General features: G+C 60.6%; 10 protein-coding genes. 1 reads left to right on the forward strand and 9 read right to left on the reverse strand.

Annotation, left to right across the window (positions count from 1 at the left end; translation table 11 throughout):
* Positions 1 to 13: 13 nt before the first annotated feature.
* From AB843_RS22220 to AB843_RS22260, 9 genes are all read right to left on the reverse strand, one after another.
* Positions 14 to 1,258 carry an alpha/beta fold hydrolase gene (locus AB843_RS22220; RefSeq protein WP_048649093.1) on the reverse strand — a complete coding sequence of 415 codons (1,245 nt, stop codon included), beginning with the start codon at positions 1,256 to 1,258 and terminating at the stop codon, positions 14 to 16.
* A gap of 626 nt (positions 1,259 to 1,884) precedes the next feature.
* Positions 1,885 to 3,432, reverse strand: coding sequence for an acetolactate synthase large subunit (locus AB843_RS22225; RefSeq protein WP_048649094.1), 1,548 nt, complete (start codon positions 3,430 to 3,432; stop codon positions 1,885 to 1,887).
* Between the two features lie 289 nt (positions 3,433 to 3,721).
* Positions 3,722 to 4,516, reverse strand: coding sequence for an ABC transporter permease (locus AB843_RS22230; RefSeq protein WP_048649095.1), 795 nt, complete (start codon positions 4,514 to 4,516; stop codon positions 3,722 to 3,724).
* Positions 4,517 to 4,519: 3 nt separating this feature from the next.
* A complete protein-coding gene (locus tag AB843_RS22235) occupies positions 4,520 to 5,401 on the reverse strand; it encodes an ABC transporter permease (protein WP_082143959.1) in 882 nt (293 codons plus the stop codon).
* 36 nt (positions 5,402 to 5,437) lie between these two features.
* Positions 5,438 to 6,286, reverse strand: a complete 849-nt coding sequence (locus AB843_RS22240) for an amidohydrolase family protein (protein ID WP_048649097.1) — start codon at positions 6,284 to 6,286, stop codon at positions 5,438 to 5,440.
* Entirely contained in the window at positions 6,283 to 7,725 is a 1,443-nt protein-coding gene (locus AB843_RS26235) for an amidase family protein (RefSeq protein WP_082143960.1), read from the reverse strand. The genes AB843_RS22240 and AB843_RS26235 overlap by 4 nt, the downstream gene beginning before the upstream one ends.
* 13 nt (positions 7,726 to 7,738) lie before the next feature.
* The gene (locus AB843_RS22250) at positions 7,739 to 9,403 is read right to left on the reverse strand and encodes a class I adenylate-forming enzyme family protein (RefSeq protein ID WP_048649099.1); all 1,665 of its coding nucleotides are present in this window, start codon (positions 9,401 to 9,403) and stop codon (positions 7,739 to 7,741) included.
* A 79-nt stretch (positions 9,404 to 9,482) separates the two neighbouring features.
* Positions 9,483 to 10,538, reverse strand: coding sequence for an extracellular solute-binding protein (locus tag AB843_RS22255; protein WP_048649112.1), 1,056 nt, complete (start codon positions 10,536 to 10,538; stop codon positions 9,483 to 9,485).
* A gap of 68 nt (positions 10,539 to 10,606) precedes the next feature.
* Positions 10,607 to 11,719, reverse strand: coding sequence for an ABC transporter ATP-binding protein (locus tag AB843_RS22260; protein ID WP_053086179.1), 1,113 nt, complete (start codon positions 11,717 to 11,719; stop codon positions 10,607 to 10,609).
* Positions 11,720 to 11,883: 164 nt separating this feature from the next.
* Between AB843_RS22260 and AB843_RS22265 the strand changes: the two genes are divergently transcribed.
* Positions 11,884 to 12,828, forward strand: a complete 945-nt coding sequence (locus tag AB843_RS22265) for a LysR substrate-binding domain-containing protein (RefSeq protein ID WP_082143961.1) — start codon at positions 11,884 to 11,886, stop codon at positions 12,826 to 12,828.
* Positions 12,829 to 12,953: the final 125 nt, after the last annotated feature.

The raw sequence follows: 12,953 nt of genomic DNA on the forward strand, positions 1-12,953 counted from the left end.
CCCTTCGACCTCCTCAGGTCGACAGCCTGTCCTTGAGCCAGCCACGGATCGCCTGTCCCGCCAGTTCCTGACCGCTCGGCTCGCCCGCCGCGATGGGCTGGCCGTGATGGGTGCCGCGCACCACTGCCAGGTCCTTGTCGCTAGTCGCGAAGGCCCCGAAGATTTCCTCCAGCTCCTTGGGGAAGACACAGGCGTCGGCGGTGTACCGGATCACGAAAGTCGGCTGATCGATAGTCGGCGCGCAGCGCAGAATGCCCGCCTTCGAGGTGAGCCCGGACCATGTCGAAAGCCAGCTTTCTGGCGTGCAGACCTTGCCGAAGCCGACGCCGTTCATATTCGTCTTGAACGGATCGCGACCCCAGAGCGAGCCGAAACTCCTGTCGGTCGGATCAATCGTGAGGTCCCAGTTCCTGAGATCGGCGTCGGTTCGCGGCACATCGAAAATCTGCTGCCAGCCGGCGGTCAGCCGGGTGATCTCATCCGCATCGCCGACCTTGCCGGCCTTGCGCGCCGCCATGCGTACGCGGACCATTTCGCGCGCCGCCGCGTCAATCCGCTCGACGCGCGCCCTTTGCTCGGTGCGGTAGCGGGCAACGAAGTCCGGCGTGTAGCGTGCACCGTCCGGTGAATAGCCGTTGGCCGTCGAGAATGGAAAGAGTGATGGATCAACTGACAGTGGGTCGTTCTCGTCCGTGACGGAGGGGTCGAGAGAGTTCATCAGAAGCAGCCCCTGCCCCGGATGCGGCGCTACGAAGACCAGGAGGGCCGGTCGCGCCATCGGCGCGTCGGCCAACTTCACCGGCCGCCCGGCCGGCGTCTTCGTTTCTCGGCTCGTAGGGGCCAAGTTCGCCTGTTCGGTGTAGTAGGCATAAAGCCCGGCCCCGCCGGAATTTCCGACCAGCACAATTTGGTCATAGCCACGGTCCTTGAGGAACGCCGTTCCCGCATCCACATCAAGCACCGCCAGTTCGTGCTCGAGACGCAGATCATTGCCCGCGCTTCTTGAACCCTGGACCCAGGCAGCCGCCCCAGCATCCAGAAGCTCCGGCACGAGGTAGTGCGTCGCGAGGATTTCCCGCGGATGCATCAGACAGCAAACAGCCTTCTCCCCGCCACGACGGTAGAGGTAGCCAGTCACGTTGGCCCCATCGACGGTCGTCAGGGTGTGCACGGTCGCAACGAGCCCCCCGGGAAGACGATCCTCGTTCCATTGGGCGCCTCGCAGACCGGCCAGCGGTTCGAAAGCTCGTTCGGGCATTCCTCTCTCCCTGTTCACCCTCATGAATCCATATATTTGATACTATGTCAATAAAAATTGACTTGGTATCAAATATAGCCCCTTGCCTGCATTTTGCTTGCAGGCCAAGCGTGCATAAGGGTCATAAGCGTTCAGTTGGGATTGGGCGATTCCGTTTCGGCTTGCGACGCCGCGCGGTAAGCATGACTACGCCGCCAGAAGCCGAGAGGACAATCGGAGCCTGTAGCGTATATCCGTTAGGTGTGTGGATCGACGGTAGCGGTCCTCCGCTACCACTTATCAATAAAATCAACCATTTATGGTCATGGCCGCTACCGCAATCCACACTATGGGTGAACTCGGCGGGACTATGCTTACGCCTTCCCAGAACAGGCGCGGATGACAAGTTCGCCCGCTACACGCTTCCATCACGGACGTTCAGGCAAGCTTTGCCTTCACCCAAAAGTTGACATCGCACGGGATTGGCGAGACAGCATCTGCTGTGTCAATAGCGGCGGTCGCGCTCAACCTTGTGCTAAACGCGCCTAGAGTATTTCCGCTTTTCTCCGAGTCACGGAAATGCTCTATCTCTTTGTTTTTACGCAATTCCGGACGGAAAACCGGTTCCCACTTTTCCTGGAACTGCTCTAGATCATCGCCTCGATCAGGAAGGGCCCCCTATTGGCGAGCGCTGCGTCCAGCAGTCGCGAGAATTCCTCGATCGTCGTAGCACGGCCTGCCTCCACCCCCATCCCGCGCGCCATCAGGCACCAGTTGAGCTCGGGACGGTCGAGGTCCAACATTGCGCATGCATTCTTGCCGAGTTTGTTCACGCCGACATTGCGCATCTCGCCCTGAAGGATCGCGTAAGAGCGGTTTGCGTAGATGATGGTGACGACGTCGAGATTTTCGCGCGCCTGCGTCCACAGCCCCTGCGCCGTGTACATCCCGCTCCCGTCCGCCTGCAGCAGGATGACCTTTCGGTCGGGCCGCGCCAGCGCCGCGCCGATCGACAGCGGAATGCCTATGCCGATGGCTCCGCCGGTCAACGACAAATGATCGTGCGGATGAAGGCCCGACGAAATCTGGCCGAAACCTCGCCCGGATGTGATCGCCTCGTCGCAGATGATCGCATTTTCAGGCATTCGGCGCGCGAGCGCTTGGCTGATCGTTTCCGGCGTCAGATCACCGGTGGGCTCTTCCAGTTCATCTTGTGTCAACGCGTTCAGTACCGGCTTAGCCGACCCGGCGCCCAGGTCGGAACAAAGAAGCTCTAGCGTCTGGAGAAGATCGGTTTCCGGCCCGCCGAGATCGATAACCTTGCAATCGGGCGGCAAGATGAGACTTGGCATGCCAGGATAAGCAAAGAATGCGACAGGCGCACCCTTGCCTAGACAGATCGCCACCTCAAATTCCGCAAGTGCTGCAACAGCCATGCCGACGGGATAGGGAACCGGCTTGATCGACACGCGTCCCGCGCCGCGCTCGTGCCTGGCGGAGTGCTGCGAATAAAGCTGCGCGCCGGTCGCCGCCGCGATTTTACCAGCGATCTCCAGCGCGTCCGCACGAAGCGCCCTGCCCGCAAGAACGATCGCAGCGTGTTTTCCGCGTTTCAGCGCCAGCGCAGCCTCGCGGATCTGGTCGGGCGAAGCCGGTGCGGCAACAGGAACTTCGACCGGCTTAATATCTTCGGGCTCCGTGTCGCCCCATGCCGCATCTGCGGGAAGGATCATCGTCGATACGCCGCGACGGCTTACAGCGGCGCGATAAGCCTCTTCCGTCACGCGGCGCATGTCCGCCGCAGTTTCAACCCGCCCAACCCACTGGGACATCGGCCTTGCAAGGCATTCGATGTCGCTGGTCAGCGGTGCATCGTATTGTAGATGGTACGTTGCGTGATCCCCGACCACGTTGATGACGGGCGAGTCGGCGCGGCGCGCATTGTGCAGATTCGCCAGTCCATTCGCGAGGCCCGGCCCCAGATGCAGAAGCGTAGCCGCCGGCTTGTCCGCCATGCGCGCATAGCCATCGGCAGCACCCGTCACCCCCCCCTCGAAAAGACCCAGCACGCAGCGCATCTCCGGCTTTCGATCGAGAGCGGCGACGAAATGCATCTCCGAAGTGCCCGGATTGGCAAAGCACACGTCGACGTCATTGGTCAAAAGCACATCGCACAGCTTGTCGGCACCGTTCATCGCATCTCTCCTCGGGGGCAATTCGGCTCATCGCGCGGCGATGAAATCAATTTGTTCGCGCGCTGCAATGATCCAGGGCGGATGATCCGCTTGCTCGCGTTTCTCGGCTTGATGTAAAGCACGGTCGGCTCGAAGACGTTGCCGATGCGGTGGCCGCCCCACGCCGACACTGTTCCAGAACGTCCGGATTCAAGGATTGCTGAACGGCTATCTGCCATTCAGCAGCAGAGTTTGGTGAGTGATTCTGCCTCGTTGGAAAGGATCAGCTAAAAAGCCAGCGTGCCTCGGGCTATTTGCGATCCGGTTCGACAAAAAATTCCAGCCCGACCAGCCGTTCGAGGAGGATGACAAGCAGCAGCGTGATCACAACGAGCACCGTCGAAATCGCGGCGACCACCGGCGTCCCGCTCTCCTGTATGAAGGAATAGGTCTCGACAGGCAGGGTCGTGATGAACGGGCCGACGAGGAACATGGTCACGGTCACTTCATCGAAGGACAGGATGAAGCTGAACAGCAGCGCGGTGATGATGCCTGGCCGCACCAACGGCAGGGTCACGTGCCAGAACGTATACCAGTTCCGTGCTCCCATGCTCATGGACGCCTCCTCCATTTCCCTGTCCAGCTTGCGCAGGCTCACGGAAATGGGCCGGTAGGCATAGGGCAATGTGATGATGCAATGGACGAGAAGAAGGCCGGCAAAAGTGCCGTAGCCGCCAATCATCATCAAGAGCGACAGCATGGCGACACCAAGCGCCGCGTGCGGAAAAAGAAGCGGCGTCATGACCGCGACTTCGAAGTAGCGTGTGAAGGCGGACTGCCTGCGCGTCACGGCAAGTGCTGCAAGGAAAGCCGCTGCTGTGCTCAGCACGGCGCCGGCAATGGCCAGACCCAGGCTCACCAGCAGAGCGCGCAACCAGCGTGCATCCGTCAGGAACTCCCCATACCAGCGAAGGGAGAGTTCACCTGCTGGAAACTGGATGTATCCGTCATGGCTGAAGGACGCCGCAGCGACGATAAGGATCGGCGCGGGCATGAACAGCAGCACCGCCCAGATGCCGATCGTATCCCATCTCTGCTTCAGCATAGCCTAGCTCCCCCTTTGATCCATGAAGCGCGACAGCTTGCGTTCGAGCATCTGCAACGGCAGCACAACAGCAAGTCCCGCGAGCAGCAAGAGGAAGGCGAGCATCGAGGCTTTCTGGAAATTGAAAGTCTGGATGACCTCCTGATACATCTGCGTTCCCATCATCCGGTCGCGTACGCCGCCGAGCAGGACCGGCGTCACGATGGCACCCGTCGACATGAGATAGACGAGCATCGTTCCTGTGATGATCCCCGGAACGGTCAAAGGCAGGGTGACGCGGAAGAAGGTGTGGTAGCTGCGCGCGCCCAGACTGGCGCTCGCTTCTTCCAGCCGGCGGTCAAGATGCAACATGACCGACAGGATGGAGATGATCATGAACGGAATCAGTATGTGAACCAGCCCAACGACGACACCCGTGGTGTTGAACATCATCCGCACCGGTCGTTCGACAAGCCCAGCCCAGGCAAGAAACTCGTTGATCAGGCCTTTCGGGCCCAGGATAACCATCCAGCCATAGGTGCGGACCACAATCGATACCAACCACGGCAGGATGATCAGGATCATCAGATGGCTGCGGTTGCCCTTGTAGCGCCACATCGCGTAGGCGACCGGATATCCTAGGAGGACGCACAGCGCCGCTACCAGCATCGACACGCGAATGGTCCTTAAGAATATGTCCCGGTAGTCCGCGCGGGAAAAGAAATCCGTGTAGAGTGACAGGCTGAGCCGCCCCTCTTCGATGAAGGACGAGGCGATGAGCTGCACCACGCTGACACAGAACAGGCCGAGCAACACCATAGCGGGTGCGAGCAGCAGAACCCTGCCCCATACCTCGCGTCCGGGGCCATGCATTTTCTTTTTGAAAGCCTGATCCGTCAGAGACATCCGCTCTCCCTCCGACCCCGTGAGGTCACTCCCGTTTCAAAGACGCAGGAAACGCTTTGCGTTCTCGTAAAGCCATTTGCGCTTTACGGTATCGTCCAGCGGCAGGGCATTGATTTCGTCGATGCACCATTCGATCGGCATCAGGGGAAACGACGAGCCGAAAATGATGCGGTCTTGCAGGATGGATTTGCCATAGGCCAGGAGCCCCTCATAGCCCGAACCCGGCGTGTTGAGATATTTGGGTCGCACGGCAACCAGCCCGATATGCACGTTGGGATGGCGCCAGGCGACGCCGATCAGCTCGTGGACCCACGGGAAGCCGGGGGGCCCGGCGCAGACGCGCAGCTCGGGAAAATGCACCATGACCTCATCCAGCAGCGCCGGTCGGCCATACTCCATGAGTGTGGAGGTGGCGAAGTTGATCGACGTATGGAGATTGAGCGGAATGTCCAGTTCGATGCACTTGGCATATAGCGGATACATACGCGGGTCGTTGATCGCCAGCTTGTGCTCGAAGCACTGTAGATTGAGGCCCCTGAGTCCGAGATCGCGCACCGCATGCTCAAGCTCTCGGACTGCGGCGATTCCCTTGTGCGGATCGACACCCGCAAAGCCGATGAAGCGCTCCCCCTGCTTGCGACAGAAGGCGGCGACGTCCTCGTTGGAGATCTTCCAACCGAAGGTCGATTCAAGGTCGCGCGCCTTGACGACGACGTGCTGCGCGCCGGCCGCGTCATAGGCCGACAGATAGTCCTCGAGTGTACCCGGGCTGGATTGTGCCGCCTTCTCGCTCGAGCCGTAAACGGTCCTGTATCGGTGCAAATGCCCCGTTGCGGACTGTGTGAACTCCGGCACCGGCGGCCGGCTTGCGTAGTCGATGATCATTGCGGGTTTCCTTCAATGGCGAGAGCCGGCCAACGGTCCGCCCAAGGCGAAAGCGCCTCGATCGCCGCTGCGATCGACAAAAGCAGTGGCTCGGAATGCCAGGGTCCGACAATCTGCAAACCGATGGGCAGGCCTGCGCCGGAAAAGCCGCATGGTACCGAGATCGCCGGATTGCCGGCCGGATTGAATGGGATCGTGTAGCAATACCAGGTCTCGCGAAGTGGGCCGATCTCCTTGCCGTCGAGCACCAGCGGCTCATTGGAGCGTTGTTCGATGTTGAGCGACGGTACCGACACCGTTGGCGTCACGAGGATGTCCGCATCCGCGAAAAGAGATTGCATGCGGCGGTAGTGCCGCGTGCGATCGGCGATGGCATGGGCGACGTCCTCGCCGCTGAATGCGCGGCCCTGTTCCAGCCCTTCGACCAGAGCAGGGTCCATCCTGTCGCGCCATCGATCAAGCAGATGGCCGAACCGAGCGGCCTGATAGGCCCGCATCAGTTTCAAGGCGGCGGCAAGGTTCCAGTCTCCGACCGGGTCGTCGCCCCGGATCTTGGCTCCTTCGCCTTCAAGGCGCGCCACCATAGTCGCGCACAGCCGTTCGACCTCAGGATCGAGATAGCTGTTTTCGGTCCTCGGCAGATAGCGGATGCGAAGCCCCTTCAGGACACCGATCGGATCGGATGGCAGATGCACGGGCCCGGCACTGCCTGCCAGAGACCAAGGGTCACGCGGGTCGGGGCCGCGCATGACGGAGTATAGCAAGGCTGTATCCGACACCGAGCGCGCCATCGCGCCGATGCAGGTCAGCGAACCGAAGAGATCGGAATTGGTCTCGTGCGGTACCGCGCCGATTGTCGGCTTCAATCCGACGATGCCGCAGCAAGATGCCGGGATGCGGCCCGAGCCCGCACCGTCTGTCGACACGGCAAGCGGCGAAAAACCCATGGCCACACTGACGGCTGCGCCGCCGCTGGAGCCGCCGGGGCTCTTCGACAGATCCCAGGGATTGCGCGTGTAGCCGTAGGCGGGGCTGTCTGTCAGAACCTTGTGGCCGAGCTCCGGCGTCGTGGTCTTGCCCACAATGATGGCTCCCGCCGCCCGCAAACGCGCCACCGCTTCCGCATCCTCGGCGGGAACATTGTCAGCAAACGCATGCGAGCCGAATGCCGTGACCATGTCTCTCGTCGCCACAAGGTCCTTTACCGATACAGGCACTCCGTGCAGCGATCCGACGGCGGCTCCCGACGCGACAGCCTTGTCGGCCGCATCGGCCGCCTTCAACGCCCCCTTTCCGTCCAGCAATGCGAACGCGTTGACCTGGCCATCCAACGCTTCGATCCGCATCAGAAAAGCTTCGACGAGATCTCGGGAGGACATCTCCCGGGCGCGAATTCGTGATGCAAGCTCGCCCGCCGACAGGCTCCATATGCTGGTCATTGCCGTCTCTCCTTCAGCGCCACACTTCGTCGACGCGATCGAACGAACCCGTTCGTAGATCTTCCTTGGCCTTGATGAGTTCTCCCTTGGCAATTTTCTCCGATGGCGTTCGCGGGAGGCTCTCGACGATCTCGTAGTAACGCGGCACCTTGAATGCGGCGAGGTTGGCGACACAATGCGCAATAGCCGCCTCTAAAACCGCGTCGGCCTTGTCCTGAGGAACAGACGGAACGATGTAGGCTTTCACCTCCTGACCGCGAAGATCGTCCGGAACGCCCACCACGGCCGCATCGAGAACGCCTGGCCCATCGCGCAAAACCGCCTCCACCTCCCTCGCAGCAACGTTTTCGCCCGCGCGCCGCACCATGTCCTTCTTGCGGCCGACGATGTAGAAGAACCCCTTTTGATCCTGCCGGAAAAGATCGCCGGTTCGGAACCACTCTCCGAAAAAGCTCTCCTTGTTGGCCTCGGGCTTCTTGTAGTAGCCCTGCATGATGCCGAGGCCTCGGACCACCAACTCGCCCTCTTCCCCTTGCGCAACGTCGGCACCCTCATCGTCGACGATACGGCACTCGCGAAACGGCGCGGGGATGCCGCAGGACCCGGAGCCGATCATCTCCGTATGTTCAAGCGGCATATAAAGCGTGGGACCCACCTCGGTCATGCCGAAAGCCTCCATCGCGGGAAGATTGAACCGGCGGCGAAGATCGGCATGAATCTGCTTGCGCACGCCATAGATGTTGGCGCGGCGCACGACCAGTTCGCCGTCCTGCGGTGACGGCGGCTGCTTGTAGGCGATCTCGGGAAACAGGCAGAAGTGAATCTTGTGCTCGCGAAGCCAGCCCGCAAAGCGGCTGGAGCTTTGCCTGTTCGCCACGAACAGCGTCGCGCGCTGGTGAAAGGCGAGCAGCATTAGCCACTGGGGATCCAGGTAGAAGAAGGGGGTCGACGCGAATACGCGCTCATAGCGGCGGCCGTCACGCAAACCGTTGACGAAACTTGCCATCACCCAATAGCGATGCGTAAGCATGCAGCCCTTGGGAAAGCCGGTCGTGCCGGATGTGTACTGGATATTCATCAGATCATCCGGATCGACCTCGTAGCCGAGCGAGATGGCGGCAGACTGGCCACCCGCCATCTCGCTCCAGCAACGATAGGTTTCGGCCGCGCCGACGACGGCAACCCTGTCGGCAGGGATCTTGACCTCGCCAAATGAGGAAAGCTGCCCCGCCAGAGCGGCGTGGTCGGCATGAACGATCAGAAATTCGGCCTCGGAGTCCGTCACGACGTAGTGAAGCTCACGCGCGGTATAGCGGGTGTTGACCGGTGCCATCACCGCCCCGATCCGGGCCAGCGCCAGCCATATGATCGGCATTTCAGGGATATTGGGAAGCATGACGGCCACGTGCGTGCCGCGCCTCACGCCCCAGCTCAGTAAGGTGTTGACTGCCTGCCCGACCTTTTCGACCAATTCGGCGTAGGTCAGCTTTTCCCCGATCTCGAAGAAGTTCAGCGCGTCTAGCCCGCCCACCTCCGCTGCCGCCTGATCGAGAAGAGCGCCGATGTTTCTTGGAAGCTGTGCCCGCTCAAGCGCATCCCGCCGACCCTGTGGGCTCATGCGGGAAAGCGCGTCGACAAATGTTTCAACAGACAAAGCGGCATTAATAACAGGGGACATCGTCGCACTGTTCCTCAATCTGGGTAAGGTTCTGGTCGTGATGGACGGCCGCGCCACGTCGCCGTGGCGCGGCAAGCCGTTATTCGACGGCGCCGATCAACTGTTCGAGCATGTTGATGCGATCGCGTTCCTGTTCGGCAATGTACTGCCAGTCGGGCTGGTAGACGCGTTCCATCAACTCCTTGAACGTCATGCCCATCTGTTCTTCAGCCTCGGGAGGAAGGACGGCATTGGAGTTGAGCGGAAGGTAGCCGCCCAGGATCGAGCCGCGAAGCTGGGGTTCGGCCCTCGACACGAAGTCTAGAAACTTCTTCGTGTCCTCCAGCCGTTTCGCCCCCTTCGGGACGACCAGCATGTACGGGATCATCAGCACGCCTTCCTTCGGCGCGACCATGGTGACGTTTTCCGCACCTTGCTGACGCAGATGCCAGACGCGGCCGGAATAATAAGGTCCGGCCGCGATTTCGCCGCGCGTCAGCAGATTGTTCATGTGTGCGATCGAGCTGTAGGTCGTGAGCGTGTTGGCGGCCACCTTCTTCAGAAGGTCGAGACCCGGCTCGGGGTCACGTTCGTCGCCACCCATTGCCCTGGCCATTATCGGCAGATCGTAGGACGACAGATAGATCGGACGTGTGATCGCCAGAAGATCGCGCCACTTCTCGTCGCCGAGGTTGCTCCACGAGCTGAACTCCTCCGGCGTGGCCAGGTCGGTGTTGACCGCGATTCCGTAATACATGAAGTACGGGCTGACGCCCGCCAGCTTCCCATCCTCGCTGCGCATCAGATAGTCGGGATTGGTTTCCGCGGCGGTGGGTATGTCGGCGAGATCGAACAACTCGATCATGCCGTCCTTCAGCAGGTTGGCGCCCTGCGGATAAGTCACCATGACCGCGTGATATTGCGGGTCGCCTGCCTGCGTGCGCAATTGCGCTTCCGGCGTAGGCACGGGCACGATGCGGACGTCGAGGCCCGTTTCCTCCTTGAACGGTTTCGCGAAAGCCTCTTCCCACACGGCTTCCACGCCGCCGCCCCACGTTGCAATTAGCAACTCCTCCGACGCGGCCGGGCCGATCCCTGCAGCCAGCGCGAGGAACGAGACCCCGGCTACACATTTTGCTTTCAGAAAGTGCGGCATATCTTCATCTCCCATTGTTAAGCGTCATCGCGATACTGCGGCGGCATCTGCGGCCATCTCGCGAAGATTCAGGCAAGCGGGACCAGTGCCATGTTCTCGTCTTTCCAGCTGACATAGACATCCTGGCCAGTCGCGAACTGCTGCGCTCCCATCTGCATGTTGGGCGTCAGGACGATGAGTTCGCCGACGGCGGCCGCCTCTTTCAGCATCACCACGTAGCGCGTGTTGGCGCCGACATAGGAGCATTCCGTCACATGGCCGCAAAGCGCCGTTCGACCGGAGGGCTCGGGCGTAATTGACACGTGTTCCGGTCGCACCGAAATCCCGACCCGCTCTCCGACGTTCAAGCAATATTGCGTGCGCAGTCGCACTTCCCTGCCAAGTTCCGGCATCGAAACCTGCATGCCATCGTCGCTCACCGCAGCCACCCTCCCCTCGAAAAAGTTCGTATCGCCCACGAACCGGGCAACGAACGGCGTCAGGGGGCTCGCATAGATCGCCTGAGGCTCTCCCAGCTGCTCGACCTTGCCGCCATTCATCACCGCGATGCGGTCCGACATCGCCAATGCTTCCTCCTGGTCGTGAGTCACGAAAATGAAGGTCGTGCTAACCCGCCTCTGGATCTGCTTGAGTTCCTGCTGCAGTTGCCGCCTCAGCTTGAGATCGAGTGCGCTCAGCGGCTCGTCCAGAAGCAGAACCTCCGGCCTGATCACGAGCGCCCGGGCAAGCGCGACCCGCTGCTTCTGGCCTCCACTGAGTTCATGGATTTTGCGGCTTTCGAACCCCTTGAGGCCGACGAGCTGCAGGGCCTCGTCCACACGCCGGACGATTTCCGCTTTCTCGACGGATCGAACCCTCAACCCGTAGGCGACGTTCTCGCCGACCGAAATATGCGGAAACAGAGCGAGGTTCTGGAACACCATCCCGATGGGGCGGGCGTAGGGAGGCCGTTCATTGACCCGCAAGCCGGCGATGCGAATTTCGCCGGAAGTCGGCCGCTCAAATCCGGCGATCATGCGCAGCAGCGTCGTCTTCCCGCACCCGCTGGGACCGAGAAGTGAAAGGAACTCGCCGCGCTTGACCGTGATCGTGACGCCGTCGACAGCCTGAAACTCCCCGAACGCCTTGTGCACGCTCTCGATTTCAAGCGCAAAGCTTATATTCTCGCCAGACGATCTCAAGCACCCTCTCCCCTTATATGGCTTCGAATTCGATCCTTAATCTGCCATCAAAGCCACTTTCGCCGAACAGACCACGCCGCCCGAACGCCCACAAGTTTCATATGAGCGTATCTTCATAACCAAAAGTAATGTTATATGCGACCCAATAATCGGGAGACGTTTCCATGCCAATTACCCACCGTCAGCTCGAAGCGTTTCGTATGTTCATGGAAACAGGCAGCGTTACCGCCGCAGCCGAACGGATGCGCGTGACACAGCCGGCGGTCAGTAAAATCCTTGCCGGCCTCGAGATGGATTTAAAGCTACAGCTTTTCATTCGAGAGAAGAAACGCCTGGTGCCGACCGACGAGGCCGAGCTTCTTCATCAGGAAGTTCTGCGCATCATGTCGTCGCTGGTGGAGGTCGAGAATTTTGCCGACGACCTACGCAACCTGCGCGCCGGTGAGTTGCGCATCGCAACCGCCGCCTCGGTTGGCCAGACGCTGATCGCCGATACGATCGCGCATTTCTCCGCGCAGCACCCCAAGACGAGGATGCTTTTCTACATCACCAGCGGCGTCGGTCATTCTGTGATGACCCAACAGGTGGATATCGGCTTTTCATTCCTGCGGTTCCAGCACCCCCTCCTGAATACGCAGCCACTCTTCTATTCCCGTGCCGTGTGCGTCGTGCCCGCCAGTCACCGTCTTGCAGAGAAGAATGTCGTGAGCCCGGAGGACCTGAGGGACGAGCAGTTCATCTCGTTCATGCGCGACAGCCGGATGCGTCATATCATCGACGCCCTGTTCGAAAGCAGGGGCGTGGCGCGCCAGACCCAGTACGATGTCTATTCCTCCGGCGAGGCTTGTGCGCTTGTAGAGCGTGGTGTCGGCGTAAGCATCGTCGAACCTCTTGGCGTTGCCTACCGGCAACAACCCGGCCTCGCCGTTTGCCGCTTCGAGCCGCCTATCCATTTTACCTTCAACGTGCTGCTACCTCGTTTCAAGAAAGCATCGCGCCTTACAAATCATTTTGTGGCTGATCTGAAGGCGCGCATCGTGCAGTTCGGCAATGTGGATGATCCAAAGGGACTGCGTGAGATCGAACTCGCGGATGAGACGGAAAAGTAGCGCTACTGCTCGCAGGGACGGGTTTGGGGCCGGGATGGACTGCACCTAGCCTGACAGACAGGCCCCGCCTATCCTTGGACTGCACCTAGCCTGACAGACATCTTCCGCTCCTATGTGAAATCCTA

The organism is Nitratireductor soli (genome assembly GCF_001050155.1).
Taxonomy (GTDB): Bacteria; Pseudomonadota; Alphaproteobacteria; order Rhizobiales; family Rhizobiaceae; genus Nitratireductor; species Nitratireductor soli.

Coding starts and splice junctions, on each gene's coding strand:
- AB843_RS22240 (WP_048649097.1), bottom strand. CDS start 6,286: ATGATCATCGACTACGCAAGCCGGCCGCCGGTGCCGGAGTTCACACAG.
- AB843_RS22250 (WP_048649099.1), bottom strand. CDS start 9,403: ATGTCCCCTGTTATTAATGCCGCTTTGTCTGTTGAAACATTTGTCGAC.
- AB843_RS22225 (WP_048649094.1), bottom strand. CDS start 3,432: ATGAACGGTGCCGACAAGCTGTGCGATGTGCTTTTGACCAATGACGTC.
- AB843_RS22230 (WP_048649095.1), bottom strand. CDS start 4,516: ATGCTGAAGCAGAGATGGGATACGATCGGCATCTGGGCGGTGCTGCTG.
- AB843_RS22220 (WP_048649093.1), bottom strand. CDS start 1,258: ATGCCCGAACGAGCTTTCGAACCGCTGGCCGGTCTGCGAGGCGCCCAA.
- AB843_RS26235 (WP_082143960.1), bottom strand. CDS start 7,725: ATGACCAGCATATGGAGCCTGTCGGCGGGCGAGCTTGCATCACGAATT.
- AB843_RS22255 (WP_048649112.1), bottom strand. CDS start 10,538: ATGCCGCACTTTCTGAAAGCAAAATGTGTAGCCGGGGTCTCGTTCCTC.
- AB843_RS22235 (WP_082143959.1), bottom strand. CDS start 5,401: ATGTCTCTGACGGATCAGGCTTTCAAAAAGAAAATGCATGGCCCCGGA.
- AB843_RS22265 (WP_082143961.1), top strand. CDS start 11,884: ATGCCAATTACCCACCGTCAGCTCGAAGCGTTTCGTATGTTCATGGAA.